A 13,567-nucleotide genomic window follows, 5' to 3' on the forward strand; every position below is an offset into this window, starting at 1 on the left:
GCACGGCGGGGTCGCCGGCCCTCGGGCATGGCCGTCCGGCCTTGCTGCCCTGCGGCGAGGATGCTCCCTTGACCCCGCCGCAATTGCGGCGCGACATGGGGCGGAGAGGGCGATGCAAGCCCCGCGACTGTCGAAGGAACAGATCCATGTCCGCAACCCTGTCAGACCTCTTTGCCTTCCACCGGAACGACGGCCTTGCCGTCGGTGCCCCGGACCGGCCCTGGCTGACCTATGCCGGGTTGCGCGACCTCGTCGGCCACACGATCAACGCACTGCACGCGGCCGGGATCGGCCGCGGCGACCGGGTGGCGATCGTGCTGCCGAACGGGCCGGAGATGGCGACCGCCTTCGTCGCCGTCGCCCAGGGCGCGGTGACGGCCCCGCTGAACCCGGCCTACCGGCTCGAGGAGTTCGAGTTCTACCTTTCGGACCTGCAGGCCCGCGCCATCGTCCTGGCCGAAGGCTATGACGGGCCGGCGCTGACCGCCGCCAACCGCCTCGGGCTGGCGGTGCTGCGACTGGGTCACGACGCCGCCGATCCGGCCGGCAGCTTCACCCTGCGGGCAGAGTCGGTGGCTCCGACGGAGCCCGACCGATCCTCGGTGCGGCCGCGCGACGTCGCACTGATCCTGCACACCTCGGGCACGACCTCGCGGCCGAAGATCGTGCCGCTCTTGCACACCAACCTTGCCGCCTCGGCGCATCACATCTCGACCTCGCTGGCGCTGACGCCGCACGACCGCTGCCTGAACATGATGCCGCTGTTCCACATCCACGGCCTTTTGGCGGCGGTCTCGGCCAGCCTTGCGGCGGGCGCCTCGGTCTGGTGCGCACCGGGCTTCGACGGCCTGCGGTTCTTCGGCTGGATGGAAGCGGCCCGGCCCACCTGGTACACCGCCGTTCCGACCATGCACCAGGCGATCCTGTCGCGCGCCGCCCGCAACGCCGAGATCATCGAGCGCGTGCCGCTGCGCTTCATCCGCTCGTCCTCGGCCTCGCTGCCGGCACAGGTGATGCAGGCCCTGTCCAAAACCTTCCGCGCCCCGGTGATCGAGGCCTATGGCATGACCGAGGCCGCCCACCAGATGACCTCGAACCCGCTGCCGCCGCAGGCGCAGAAGCCGGGTTCCGTCGGGGTGGCGGCCGGACCGCTGGTGCGCATCGCCTCGGAAACGGGAAACTGGCTGGTGGACGGGACCGGCGAGGTCGTGATCTCCGGCCCGAACGTCACGCCCGGCTACGAGGCCAACGACGCCGCCAATGCCGCGAGCTTCTTCGAGGCCGAGGGGCACCGCTGGTTCCGGACCGGCGATCAGGGCAGCTTCGACGCTGAAGGCTACCTGACCATCTCGGGCCGGCTGAAGGAAATCATCAACCGCGGCGGCGAGAAGATCTCTCCGCTCGAGGTCGATGGCGTGCTGATGGATCATCCGGCGATCCTTCAGGTCGTCACCTTCGCCCTGCCGCATCCGAAGCTGGGCGAGGACGTGGCCGCGGCGGTGGTCCTGCGCGAGGGGATGGAGGCCGACGAGGCCTCGATCCGCGCCTTCTGCGCCGCGCGGCTGGCGGACTTCAAGGTTCCGCGCCGGGTGATCCTTGTCGACGAGATCCCCAAGGGCGCCACCGGCAAGCTGCAGCGCATCGGCCTCGCCGAAAAGCTGGGCCTCGTGAGTCCGGCCTGACATGCGGATCTGCATCTTCGGCGCCGGGGCCATCGGCGGCTTTCTGGGGGCGAAGCTCGCACTTGCCGGGGCCGAGGTGGCGCTGGTCGCCCGCGGGCCGCATCTCGCGGCGATCCGGGCGAACGGCCTGACCCTGATCGAGGAGGGCGAGCGCCGCACCGTCGCCGTGCGCGCCGCGGCCGATCCCGCGGAGCTTGGACCGCAGGACTACGTGATCGTGACGCTCAAGGCGCATTCCGTGCCCGCGGTGGTGCCGCAGCTGGCCGGGCTGCTGGGCGAGAGCGGCGCGCTGGTCTGGGGCGTGAACGGCCTGCCGTGGTGGTATTTCCACCACCATGGCGGCCCGCTGGAGGGCACGCGGCTGCAGAGCGTCGACCCCGGCGGCGCGCAGTGGCAGGGTCTCGGGCCCGAGCGCGTGCTGGGCTGTGTGGTCTATCCCGCAGCCGAGGTCGCGGAGCCGGGTGTGGTGCGACATATCGAGGGCAACCGCTTCTCGCTGGGCGAGCCCTCGGGCGAGAAGTCGGGCCGGGTGGTGCGTCTGGCCGAGGCGCTGTCGGCTGCCGGACTGAAGGCGCCGGTCCGGCCGCGGCTGCGCGACGAGATCTGGGTCAAGCTCTGGGGCAACCTGTCGTTCAACCCGATCTCGGCGCTGACCCATGCGACGCTTGACGTGCTCTGCACCGATCCGGGCACGCGGGCCGTGGCGCGGGCGATGATGCTGGAGGCCCAGGCAATCGCCGAGCGGCTCGGGGTGAAGTTTCCGATCGACGTGGACCGGCGGATCGAGGGCGGCGCGGCAGTGGGCGCGCACCGCACCTCGATGCTGCAGGATCTGGAGGCCGGCCGCCCGATGGAGATCGAGGCGCTGGTGGGCTCGGTCGCCGAACTCGGGCGGCTGGTGGACGTGCCCACCCCGACGGTCGACACGGTCCTGGCGCTGGTCCGGCTGCGGGCGAAGGTCGCCGGGCTGACCTGAGGCCAGGAGCGCCGGGAAGGCATATCAGCCGCAACCTCCGGGTCCGCCCCGGCCCCCCCGAGGCCGTGGGGAGGTCCTCCTCGGGCCGGGCGCATCGACCGCTCCGAGGACGTGACCGCGGGGAGGCATGCCTCCCCTGCCCGTTACGGCTCAGGCGCCGAGGGCGCGGTCGAGGTATTCGTCGACCTTTTCCAGATAGCCCATGGTCGTCAGCCACTTCTGGTCGGGACCGACCAGCAGCGCGAGGTCCTTGGTCATGTGGCCGTCCTCGACCGCCTGCACCGTCACGCGCTCCAGCGTCTCGGCGAAGCGCATCAGTTCCGCGTTGTCGTCCAGCTTCGCGCGGTGCTTGAGGCCGCCCGTCCAGGCGAAGATCGAGGCGATCGAGTTGGTCGAGGTCTCCTTGCCGGCCTGGTGCTGGCGGTAGTGCCGCGTCACGGTGCCATGCGCGGCCTCGGCCTCGACCGTCTTGCCGTCCGGCGTCATCAGGACGCTCGTCATCAGCCCGAGCGAGCCGAAGCCCTGCGCCACCGTGTCGGACTGCACGTCGCCGTCGTAGTTCTTGCAGGCCCAGACATAGCCGCCCGACCATTTCAGCGCCGAGGCCACCATGTCGTCGATGAGGCGATGCTCGTAATGGATCCCGGCCGCCTTGAACTTGTCGGCGAATTCCTCGTCATAGACCTTCTGGAACAGGTCCTTGAAGCGCCCGTCATAGGCCTTGAGAATGGTGTTCTTGGTCGACAGATAGACCGGCCAGCCGAGGTTGAGCCCGTAGTTCATCGAGGCCCGCGCGAAGTCGAGGATCGACTCGTCGAGGTTGTACATCGCCATGGTCACGCCCGCGCCGGGCGCGTCGAAGACCTCGCGCTCGATCACCGTGCCGTCCTCGCCCACGAACTTGAGCGTGAGCTTGCCCTTGCCGGGGAAACGGAAGTCGGTCGCGCGATACTGGTCGCCGAAGGCGTGGCGGCCGACGACGATCGGCTTCGTCCAGCCCGGCACGAGGCGCGGCACGTTCCGGCAGATGATCGGCTGGCGGAAGATCACGCCGCCCAGGATGTTGCGGATCGTGCCGTTGGGCGACTTCCACATCTGCTTCAGGCCGAATTCCTCGACCCGGGCCTCGTCGGGGGTGATGGTCGCGCATTTCACGCCGACGCCGTACTGCTTGATCGCATTGGCCGCGTCGATGGTGATCTGATCCTCGGTGCGGTCGCGCTCCTCGATGCCGAGGTCGTAGTAATGCAGGTCGATGTCGAGATAGGGCAGGATCAGCTTCTGCTTGATGAAGTCCCAGATGATGCGGGTCATCTCGTCGCCGTCGAGTTCGACGACGGGGTTCGCGACCTTGATCTTCGACATGGAAGAGCCTCCCGGTGTTGGATGAGTCCCGCCCGGCTTAGCCGAAAAGCCGGCAGAGGGAAAGGGCGGTATGCGGCGGTATACAGGGTGCCAGATTGCCGCCATGGAAAAGGCCGCCCTCTCGGGCGGCCTTTCCTGTGATCGAGGGGACTGCGCTTATTGCGCGGCCACGACCGGCAGGCCGGTGACCGGGTCCAGCGTCGCCGCGACCGGCATGCCGTTCGCGTCGGTCATGTTCACGACATAGCCGGTTTCGGTCTTCGACACCGACTGCACCGAGTAGCCGAGCGCGTTCAGCTTGGCAGCGATGTCGACCAGCGACATGGCGGCCGGGGCGGCAGCGACTTCAGCAGCCGGAGCTTCCGCAGCCGGAGCGGCAGCGACTTCAGCGGCCGGAGCAGCTTCAGCGGCCGGCGCGGCTTCAGCAGCCGGGGCAGCTTCAGCAGCCGGAGCGGCTTCAGCGGCCGGAGCAGCTTCAGCGGCCGGAGCGGCTTCAGCGGCCGGAGCAGCTTCAGCAGCCGGAGCAGCTTCAGCAGCCGGAGCAGCTTCAGCAGCCGGAGCAGCTTCAGCAGCCGGCGCGGCTTCAGCAGCCGGCGCGGCTTCAGCAGCCGGAGCAGCTTCAGCAGCCGGAGCAGCTTCAGCGGCCGGAGCAGCTTCAGCAGCCGGAGCAGCTTCAGCGGCCGGAGCAGCTTCAGCAGCCGGAGCAGCTTCAGCAGCCGGAGCAGCTTCAGCAGCCGGAGCAGCTTCAGCAGCCGGGGCGACGACTTCTTCCGCCGGAGCGGCCACGACCGGCTTCGGAGCCGAACCCTGGTAGTAGTCGCCCAGCCACGGGGTCGTGTTCAGGACGGCCGCGTGCACGGCGAACGAGCTGACCGCGACGGTGCCCAGCAGCAGCGGAATGCCGACGTTCGGGTTGACCGTCAGCCACATCTTAGCGTTGTTCATCTTTACCTCTCCCTCAGCCGAGCCACGGCGTCGCCGCCGCCGCCAGGAAATGCGCGATCAGCGCCATGCCGCCGAACACGCGCGTGCCCAGGATGAGCTGCTTCTGCACCTCTTCCGCCTCGGCGATCGTCAGGCCGCTCGGCCAGACTTTTTTCGGATCATCGGTCACTTGTACTCTCCCGAATGTGCTTCCTCGATGCGTGTAGGGCCTGCACGCTGGCTTTCGAAAACGGCAGATCCCGCTGGCTTTGGGTGTTCGCCACTTGCCGCCCGGTGCCCTTACCGAATTCTCAACACCACGACCCTGTAACGATTCCCTGACATTCGCAATGTCAACCTGAGCAGACACCCCCCTGATCGGGTGCGACTTATTGCCGACGCTTGCCCCGAAGCCTCAGCTTCCCCGGTAGGTCGAATAGCCGAACGGCGAGAGCAGAAGCGGCACGTGATAATGTGCGTCCGGCTCGGCGATGCCGAAGCGGATCGGGATCTCGTCGAGGAAGGGCACCCCGTCCGGCACCTGCCCGCTCGCGCGCAGATAGGCACCCGCCGAGAAGAGCAACTCGTAGCTGCCCGGCTCCAGCACTCCCGAGAGCAGCGGCGCGTCGGTCCGTCCATCGGCATTCGTCACGGCCTCTGCAAGCCGCCTCCCCTCGCGCGTGAGGGTGATCCCGATCCCCTCCGCAGGCCTGCCCCGCGCGGTATCCAGCACATGCGTCGTCAGCCGTCCCATCCGGTCCTCCGTTCCATTGGCGGGTCCAGATTGCGGCCTTTCGCGGGCGGATGCGACAGCGACGTGCAGGCGGGGACTTGCAGGCGTCCTCATTCGGATATTTCCTGCAGCCAGCAAGGAGCGCGCCGAATGAACCGATACCCCCGCGACATGCGCGGCCACGGACCGAACCCGCCGGATGCGGCCTGGCCCGGCGGCGCGAAGATCGCCATCTCGATCGTGCTGAACTACGAGGAGGGTGGCGAGAACTGCCTGCTCCATGGCGACGCGCAGTCCGAGGCCTTCCTGTCCGACATTGCCGGCGCCCAGCCCTGGCCGGGCCAGCGGCACTGGAACATGGAATCGATCTACGACTATGGCGCGCGGGCTGGCTTCTGGCGGCTGCACCGGCTGTTCACCGCGATGCAGATCCCGGTGACGGTCTATGGCGTGGCGACGGCGCTTGCCCGCTCGCCCGAGCAGGTGGCGGCGATGAAGGCCGCGGGCTGGGAGATCGCCTCGCACGGGCTGAAATGGGTCGAGCACCGCGACATGCCCGAGGAGGAGGAGCGCCGCCAGATCGCCGAAGCCATCCGCCTGCACACCGCGGTTGTGGGAGAGCGTCCGCGCGGCTGGTATACCGGGCGCTGCTCGATGAACACGGTGCGGCTGACGGCGGAAGAGGGCGGCTTCGACTGGATCTCGGACACCTATGACGACGACCTGCCCTGGTGGCTGGAAGTCGGAGAGCGTGACCAGCTGGTGATCCCCTACACGCTGGAAGCCAACGACATGCGCTTCGCCGTGGCGCCGGGCTACATCGAGGGCGAGCAGTTCTTCACCTACCTGCGCGACAGTTTCGACACGCTCTACGCCGAGGGGCTGGAGGGTCGGGCGAAGATGTTCTCGATCGGGCTGCATTGCCGGCTGATCGGGCGGCCGGGCAAGGTGGCAGGGCTGAAGCGCTTCCTCGACTATGCACAGGGGCACGAGGGCGTCTGGTTCTCCCGGCGCGCCGACATCGCCGCGCACTGGCGGGCGACCCATCCGCATCGCCGCCGCCCGCGCCCGTCGCGGATGGACCGCGAGACCTTCGTCGCCCGCTTCGGCGGCATCTACGAGCACTCGCCATGGGTGGCCGAGCGGGCGTTCGATCTGGAACTCGGCCCGGCGCATGACAGCGCGGCCGGTCTCGCCAGCGCCCTCGCCCGCGCATTCCGCTCTGCCACCCCGGCCGAGCGGCTGGCGGTTCTCAAGGCCCATCCCGACCTCGCCGGCAAGCTCGCGCAGGCGCGGCGGCTGACGGCAGCCTCCAGCGCCGAGCAGGCGGGCGCCGGGCTTGGCGCGCTGACCGACGAGGAACGTGCCCTCTTCGCCACGCTGAACGACGACTACACCGCCCGCCACGGCTTTCCCTTCATCATCGCGGTGCGCGATCACGACAAGGCGGGCATCCTGCAGGCCTTCCGCGTCCGGCTTGCCAACAACCGCGACACCGAATTCGCCACCGCCTGCCGGCAGGTGGAACGCATCGCCGAACTCCGGCTTCAGGACATGCTGAAATGACCGACTACTACGCTCCCCTTGGTGGGCTCCCGCCGCAGACGCAGCTGATGACCGGCCGCGCCGTCTTCACCGAGGCCTATGCCGTCATTCCCAAGGGGGTCTTCTCGGACATCGTGACGAGCGCCTTGCCCGGCTGGAGTCACACCCGCCTCTGGCTGATCGCCCGGCCGATGTCGGGCTTTTCCGAGACCTTTTCGCAATACGTGATGGAGGTCATGCCCGGCGGCGGCTCGGAGTCGCCCGATCCCGAGCCCGGGGCGGAGTCGGTGCTGTTCGTCACCCATGGCGAGGTCTGGCTGTGGCTCGACGGGCAGGAGCATGAACTGGGCGCCGGCGGCTATGCCTATATCCCCGCGGGCTGCCGCTGGCACCTGAAGAACGGCACGCACGAGCCGGCGCGCTTCCACTGGATCCGCAAGCTCTACGAGCCGGCGCCGGGCATCGACCCGCCCGCCGCCTTCGTCACCAACGAGCGCGAGATCGCCCCGATCCCGATGCCGGACACGCAGGGCCGCTGGGCCACCACGCGCTTCGTCGATCCGGCGGACGTGGCGCATGACATGCATGTCAACATCGTCACCTTCCAGCCCGGCGGCCTCATCCCCTTCGAGGAGACGCACGCGATGGAGCACGGGCTCTACGTGCTCGAGGGCAAGGCGGTCTACAAGCTGAACCGCGACTGGGTCGAGGTCGAGGCGGGCGACTTCATGTGGCTGCGCGCCTACTGTCCGCAGGCCTGCTATGCCGCAGGGCCGGGGCCGTTCCGCTACCTGCTTTACAAGGACGTGAACCGCCACGCGCGGCTGCGCGGCCCCGGCGCCTTCGGACCCGTCCGCTGATCGCGGCGCCACATCGGGAAGCAATGCCCGGCCGCACATCCCGGGAGGCAGGATGATCCGCACCGAACCCCTGACGCCCGCCGCCTTCGCTCCGTTCGGCGATGTCCTTGCGGCGGAGGGAGAGCCGGACCGGCTGATCAACCAGGGCCTCTGCGGCCGCTGGCACGATCGGGCACGGCTCGACTTCGGCAGCGACGGACGGGCCGGGATCTCGATCTTCCGGGCCGAGGCGCGCAGCCTGCCCTACCGGCTGGAGATGGTCGAACGTCACCCGGACGGCTCGCAGGCCTTCCTGCCGATGACGGAGAATCCCTTTCTGGTGATCGTCGCGCCGGACGAGGGCGGGCGACCGGGCCGCCCCCGCGCCTTCCTCACGGCGCCGGGAGAGGGCGTCAACCTGCATCGCGGCACATGGCATGGCGTTCTCACGCCCCTGCACACGCCCGGCCTCTTCGCCGTCGTGGACCGGATCGGACCCGGCATGAACCTCGAGGAACACTGGTTCCCCGAGGCGCTTCTCGTCACCCCCTGATCAGCCGTCGGCGGATTCGCCGCTGATCGGCGTATGGCAGACGGCCTCGATCCGGTGGCCGTCGGGGTCGAGCACGAGGGCCGCGTAATAGTCCGGGTGGTATTCCGGCCGCAGGCCGGGCTCGCGGTCGTTCCGCCCGCCGGCCCGGAGCGCCGCGGCATGGAACGCATCCACGGCGGGACGCGACCGGGCCACGAAGGCAAAGTGCGCCTCGCGCGGCTGCGCCGTGTTGCGGCCAGAGCGGATCTCGTTGATCGAGAACGCCTCCATCCCCTCGCCACCCCATTGCACGGTGCTGCGGGCAGCCCGCCCCGTCGGGATCCCCAGCCGCCCCAGCGCGGCGTCGTAGAACGACCTCGACCGCTCAAGGTCGGTCACATGCAAGGAACAGTGATCAATCATCTTGCCTCCCCCCAGATGCGATGATTCCGGATCTACAACTTGAAGATCAGGTTCAGGTTCCACCGAGTCGCGCAAAAATTGTAGCACCTGACGCGCATCCTGCGGCGACTTCCGCGGGGCAAGGTGGTGATGCGGGCGCCTCTGCCCTGTGCCGGGCACTTCGACCGACAGGCGGAACCCGCGCAGCCTGCGCACACGGCGCCCGATCCGGATGCGCAGGCGCCGCCCCTTGGGCATCTATTGGCCGCGGAACCGCCCGCAGCCACTTTCGCGCTTGCCAAGTGCAGCCGCAGCATTTTTCATGAGCCGGAACGCTTTTTCCCCTCAACCCCAGCCCGGAGGCCGCCCGCCATGGTCCAGACGAGCCCCGCCACCACCCGCCGCACGCGCGGACGTCCCAAGGCGGTCGAGGACAAGACCGAACAGAACACCGTCCAGTCGCTCGACCGGGCGCTGGCCATGCTGAAGTTGCTCAGCCGCTCGGAAGGCATGACGCTGTCCGAACTGGCAGCCGAAAGTGGCGAGGCGGCGGCCACCGTCTACCGGGCGCTGGTGACGCTGCAGGCGCATGGCATGATCGAGATGGAGGAGCAGGGTCAGGTCTGGCACATCGGCGGCGGCGCCTTCCGCATCGGGTCGGCCTTCCTGCGGAGGGCGAAGTTCGTGGAGCGCGCCCGGCTGCCGATGGACCGGCTGATGCGGGCAACGGGCGAGACGACGGCGCTGGGGATCGAGGGCGACGGGCGGGTGCTGCATCTCGCGCAGGTCGAGACGCGCGAGGCGATCCGCGCCTATTTCCCGGAAGGGTCGGCCGGGCCGATGCATGCCTCGGCAATCGGCAAGGCGCTGCTGGCCTGGTATCCCGAGGAGCGGATCGAGGCGATCCTCGAACGCGAGGGACTGGAGAAGTTCACCTCGCTCACCATCACCTCGGTCTCGACGCTGATGCGCGACCTGTCGCGCACGCGCGACCGCGGGTTTGCCCTGGATGACCAGGAAGGGGCCGAGGGGATGCGCGCCGTGGCGGCGCCGGTCTTCGACGCCTTCGGCGCTCCGGTGGCGGCCATCGCTCTGGCCGGCCCGGCCTTCCGGGTCAGCCTGTCGGACACCAGCCGCTTTGGCGCCCTCGTCCGGGATGCCGCCGGCGAGGTCACCGCCGCGACGGGCGGCACGCCGGGCTGATCCCACTGCCGGATAGCCCGGGCGGGGAGCCCCTCCTCACTCCAGCGCCGAGGCGCAGGCGTGAAGCCGGGCCACCAGCCCGTTGTCGAGCGCCAGCCGCAGGGCCAGTGCCGGAAGATAGCCGCATTCGGCCGGCCCGCCGCGACCGGCCGCCAGAAGCGAGGCCGCATAGATGCCGGCGGCCTCTTCCGGCGTCCGCGCAAGGCGCGCGATCCGCCCGGGATCGAGCGGCGCCTCGAGTTCGGCCGCGATCAGTGCCTGCGCCTCGCATTCGAGGTCGAGTTCTCGCAGTCTGCGGTGGATCTGCCGGCGCTCCTCGCGCGTGACGCGGCCGTCGGCCTTGGCGGCCGCCACCATCGCCTGCAGCAGCCGCTCGCACAGCCCGTCGGCGCTTGGCCCCGCCTCGGGCTCGGCGAGCAGCCCACATGGGCTTCCGTCCCGGCATTCCGCCCCCTGCCAGTCCGCCCAGGCGCGACCGGCGACCACCCAGGACAATGTCACGATGCCGCGGCGCGCGGCGTGGCCGGCGAGTCGGCACCTGTCACGATCGCCGATCAGGAAACCCGCGATCAGGTCGGCCATGCCGCCCTTGCCACAACACGGACCCGCATCCTGGAGATGACCCTGCACGACGGCCCTTGCCGTCTGTCCTTCGAGCAGAAACCCGGCGTTCTTCATGTCCGCTCCCACCATCTGCCAGCCCCAGCGATATGGGTAACGCCTCGGGACCGTGCAATCCGTAAGGACTGCGACCGTTGCTCGCGTTTTAATCCGACCGAAAGAATCAGCCTTTACAAGACCGACTAATTCAGTCAGCTTTCAGGCCTATCCAAGCCAACCCAGCAGGGTCAGCCCGGAGTCTTCACCCAACGACGGAGGTTCCATGATGCGACCGCTGCCCGAACCGGGATTTACCGAACTGCTTCGCCAGGCACTGGAGGGCCTGCTTCCGGCCGGCTCCGGCCTCTCTGCCCTTCTGGACCGGATGGAGCGGCTGGCATGAACGCGATGGCCGATCCCACGGACCTGATCGAGGCCGGCATTCCGGTTCATGATGCCCGCCTGCTGACCGATGGCGGCACGCAGGCCCGCATCCTGCTCGACGGGCAGATCTACTGCCTCCGCATCACCCGCGCGGGCAAGCTGATCCTGACGAAATGAGTTCGGGCGCGGGAGGGCTTGCCTCCCGGCCCCCTCCAGCAAGAGACACCCGATGAAAGCACGCCTCCTTGCCCTTGCAGCCACCGCCGCGCCCTGCGCGCTGCTCCCCCTGCCCGCCCTTGCGGTGGAGCCGGGCGAGGTGGTCGAAGCCTATGCCGACATTGCCGCGGCCACCTATGCCGACAGCCTTGCCACGGCGCAGGAGCTTCGGGCGGCCGTCGGCGCACTGATCGCCGCCCCGTCCGAGGCGACGCTTCGGGCGGCGCGCGAGGCCTGGATTGCGGCGCGCGTGCCCTATCAGCAGTCCGAGGCCTTCCGCTTCGGCAATGCCATCGTCGACGACTGGGAGGGCCGCGTGAACGCGTGGCCGCTGGACGAGGGCCTGATCGACTACGTCGATCCGACCTATGGCAACGGCTCGGAAGAGAACGACTATGCCGTGCTGAACGTGGTGGCGACGCCGAAGTTCACCCTGTCGGGCACCGAGGTCGATGCGACCGAGATCACCCCGGCGCTGTTATCGGGAACGCTGCACGAGGCGGACGGGATCGAGGCGAACGTGGCCTCGGGCTATCACGCGATCGAGTTCCTGCTCTGGGGTCAGGACCTGAACGGCACCGAAGCCGGCGCCGGTAACCGGCCCCACACCGATTACCTGCAGGGCGAGGGCTGCACCGGCGGCAACTGTGATCGCCGTGCCGCCTATCTGACGGCCGCGACGGACCTTCTGGTCAGCGATCTGGACCATATGGTGGCGCAATGGGCCGAGGGCGGTGCCGCCCGCGCGGCCGTGACTGCCGATCCGCAGAAGGGGCTGCAGGCGATGCTGACCGGCATGGGCAGCCTGTCCTATGGCGAGCAGGCCGGCGAGAGGATGAAGCTGGGCCTGATGCTGAACGACCCCGAGGAAGAGCACGACTGCTTCTCGGACAACACCCACAACAGCCACTACTACGACGGTCTGGGCGTGCGGAACGTCTATCTGGGCGAGTATCGCCGCGTGGACGGCAGTCTGGTGGAAGGCCCGTCGCTGTCGGATCTGGTGGCCGGCGCCGATGCCGCCCTCGACACGCGGCTGAAGGCCGAGCTTGATGGCAGCGTAGCAAGGCTCGACGCGATCCGATCCGCCGTGTCGGGCGGCATGGCCTATGACCAGATGCTCGCCCCCGGCAACAAAGAGGGCGAGGCGCTGATCATGGCGGCGGTCGATGCGCTGGTGACGCAGACCGCCTCGATCGAGCGGGCGACGACCGCGCTCGGGATCGGCGGGATCGAGTTCGAGGGGTCGGACAGCCTCGACAATCCGAACGCCGTCTTTCAGTAGACCCGTTTGCCGGGGCGCAACGTGATCGTCACGCGCCCCGGCTAGAACAGGCGGCGAAAGGCTGCCGGAGGAACGACCGATGATCGTCTGCCACTGCATGGGAATCACCGACAAGGACATCCGTGCCGCCATCGACTGGATGCGCGCCGCGGACGAGGAGACCATCGTCACCCCCGGCAAGATCTACCGCGCGCTTGGCAAGCGTGCGGACTGCGGCGGCTGCATGCCGCTTTTTCTTGACACCATGCGACGCTGCGACAGTTTTGAGGTTCCAGTGAACCTGCGCGGCCTTGCCCGCGCACCAGCCGCGGGAAGAAACGGACATGCAGGGTGATCCGAAGGTCATCGACTACCTCAACGCAGCGCTTCGGTCGGAGCTGACCGCCGTCAGCCAGTACTGGCTGCACTACCGGCTGCAGCAGGATTGGGGCTTCGGCAACATCGCCGCGAAATCGCGCGAGGAAAGCATCGAGGAGATGCACCACGCCGACAAGCTGATCGAGCGGATCATCTTCCTGCAGGGACACCCGAATTTGCAGCGCCTCGATCCTCTGCGCATCGGCCAGAACCTGCGCGAGACGCTCGAGGCCGACCTTGCGGCCGAACATGATGCCCGCACCCTCTACATCGAGGCGCGCAACCACTGCGAGCAGGTCGGAGACTACGTGTCGAAGAACCTGTTCGAGGAACTGATCGCCGACGAGGAAGGCCATATCGATTTCCTCGAGACGCAGATCGACCTGATGGGCACGATCGGCGAGCAGAACTATGGCCTGCTGAACGCCAGGCCCGCCGACAAGGCGGAGTGACACCACGCGGCGGAGGAAGATCGTCCTCCGGCGCGATTTTCCGATTGAAAGACTCGGGAAATACGGCAAGAC

16 protein-coding genes are annotated in these 13,567 nt (G+C 68.6%); 10 read left to right on the plus strand and 6 right to left on the minus strand.

Annotated elements, in window-relative coordinates:
* Nucleotides 1-146 precede the first annotated feature (146 nt).
* A complete protein-coding gene (locus tag CK951_RS13555; RefSeq protein WP_096786652.1) occupies nt 147-1,682 on the plus strand; it encodes an acyl--CoA ligase in 1,536 nt (511 codons plus the stop codon).
* Between the two features lies 1 nt (nt 1,683).
* The gene (locus CK951_RS13560; RefSeq protein ID WP_096786653.1) at nt 1,684-2,658 is read left to right on the plus strand and encodes a 2-dehydropantoate 2-reductase; all 975 of its coding nucleotides are present in this window, start codon (nt 1,684-1,686) and stop codon (nt 2,656-2,658) included.
* Nucleotides 2,659-2,808: 150 nt separating this feature from the next.
* Here CK951_RS13560 and CK951_RS13565 read toward each other — a convergent pair whose 3' ends face one another.
* The 4 genes from CK951_RS13565 to uraH all read right to left on the minus strand — a co-directional run bounded on the left by CK951_RS13565 (nt 2,809) and on the right by uraH (nt 5,701).
* Nucleotides 2,809-4,023, minus strand: a complete 1,215-nt coding sequence (locus CK951_RS13565) for an NADP-dependent isocitrate dehydrogenase (protein WP_096786654.1) — start codon at nt 4,021-4,023, stop codon at nt 2,809-2,811.
* A gap of 156 nt (nt 4,024-4,179) precedes the next feature.
* Nucleotides 4,180-4,968, minus strand: a complete 789-nt coding sequence (locus tag CK951_RS13570; RefSeq protein ID WP_096786655.1) for a light-harvesting protein — start codon at nt 4,966-4,968, stop codon at nt 4,180-4,182.
* A gap of 13 nt (nt 4,969-4,981) precedes the next feature.
* Entirely contained in the window at nt 4,982-5,137 is a 156-nt protein-coding gene (locus tag CK951_RS13575) for a light-harvesting protein (protein WP_096786656.1), read from the minus strand.
* Between the two features lie 225 nt (nt 5,138-5,362).
* Nucleotides 5,363-5,701 (minus strand): hydroxyisourate hydrolase, encoded by a 339-nt coding sequence (gene uraH, locus CK951_RS13580; RefSeq protein WP_096786657.1) that lies wholly within the window; start codon nt 5,699-5,701, stop codon nt 5,363-5,365.
* Nucleotides 5,702-5,830: 129 nt separating this feature from the next.
* On the opposite strand from uraH, the gene puuE reads away from it, so the two are divergent.
* Genes puuE through CK951_RS13595 form a run of 3 tightly spaced genes read left to right on the plus strand, consistent with a single transcriptional unit; the run spans nt 5,831 to nt 8,617 of the window.
* Complete coding sequence (puuE, locus tag CK951_RS13585; RefSeq protein ID WP_096786658.1) at nt 5,831-7,246, plus strand: allantoinase PuuE; 1,416 nt, start codon at nt 5,831-5,833, stop codon at nt 7,244-7,246.
* On the plus strand, nt 7,243-8,085 hold the full coding sequence (locus CK951_RS13590; protein ID WP_096786659.1) for a bifunctional allantoicase/(S)-ureidoglycine aminohydrolase: 843 nt from the start codon (nt 7,243-7,245) through the stop codon (nt 8,083-8,085). The genes puuE and CK951_RS13590 overlap by 4 nt, the downstream gene beginning before the upstream one ends.
* Before the next feature lie 52 nt (nt 8,086-8,137).
* On the plus strand, nt 8,138-8,617 hold the full coding sequence (locus CK951_RS13595; protein ID WP_096786660.1) for an ureidoglycolate lyase: 480 nt from the start codon (nt 8,138-8,140) through the stop codon (nt 8,615-8,617).
* Here CK951_RS13595 and CK951_RS13600 read toward each other — a convergent pair whose 3' ends face one another.
* Nucleotides 8,618-9,019, minus strand: a complete 402-nt coding sequence (locus CK951_RS13600; protein WP_096786661.1) for a VOC family protein — start codon at nt 9,017-9,019, stop codon at nt 8,618-8,620.
* Between the two features lie 351 nt (nt 9,020-9,370).
* Between CK951_RS13600 and bhcR the strand changes: the two genes are divergently transcribed.
* On the plus strand, nt 9,371-10,201 hold the full coding sequence (bhcR, locus tag CK951_RS13605; RefSeq protein ID WP_096786662.1) for an HTH-type transcriptional regulator BhcR: 831 nt from the start codon (nt 9,371-9,373) through the stop codon (nt 10,199-10,201).
* A 36-nt stretch (nt 10,202-10,237) separates the two neighbouring features.
* Here bhcR and CK951_RS13610 read toward each other — a convergent pair whose 3' ends face one another.
* On the minus strand, nt 10,238-10,783 hold the full coding sequence (locus tag CK951_RS13610) for a DUF533 domain-containing protein (protein ID WP_232520631.1): 546 nt from the start codon (nt 10,781-10,783) through the stop codon (nt 10,238-10,240).
* Between the two features lie 417 nt (nt 10,784-11,200).
* On the opposite strand from CK951_RS13610, the gene hemP reads away from it, so the two are divergent.
* The 4 genes from hemP (at nt 11,201) to bfr (ending at nt 13,495) form a co-directional block, all read left to right on the plus strand.
* Nucleotides 11,201-11,362: a hemin uptake protein HemP gene (gene hemP, locus CK951_RS13620; protein ID WP_096786665.1), complete on the plus strand. Its 162-nt coding sequence runs from the start codon at nt 11,201-11,203 to the stop codon at nt 11,360-11,362.
* A 52-nt stretch (nt 11,363-11,414) separates the two neighbouring features.
* Complete coding sequence (locus CK951_RS13625; RefSeq protein WP_096786666.1) at nt 11,415-12,686, plus strand: imelysin family protein; 1,272 nt, start codon at nt 11,415-11,417, stop codon at nt 12,684-12,686.
* A 79-nt stretch (nt 12,687-12,765) separates the two neighbouring features.
* On the plus strand, nt 12,766-13,020 hold the full coding sequence (locus CK951_RS13630; protein WP_096786667.1) for a bacterioferritin-associated ferredoxin: 255 nt from the start codon (nt 12,766-12,768) through the stop codon (nt 13,018-13,020).
* Nucleotides 13,010-13,495: a bacterioferritin gene (gene bfr, locus CK951_RS13635; RefSeq protein WP_096786668.1), complete on the plus strand. Its 486-nt coding sequence runs from the start codon at nt 13,010-13,012 to the stop codon at nt 13,493-13,495. Before CK951_RS13630 ends, bfr begins: the two co-directional genes overlap by 11 nt.
* Nucleotides 13,496-13,567: the final 72 nt, after the last annotated feature.

The sequence above is a fragment of the Rhodobacter sp. CZR27 genome, assembly GCF_002407205.1.
In the GTDB taxonomy this organism is placed as follows: Bacteria; Pseudomonadota; Alphaproteobacteria; order Rhodobacterales; family Rhodobacteraceae; genus Cereibacter_A.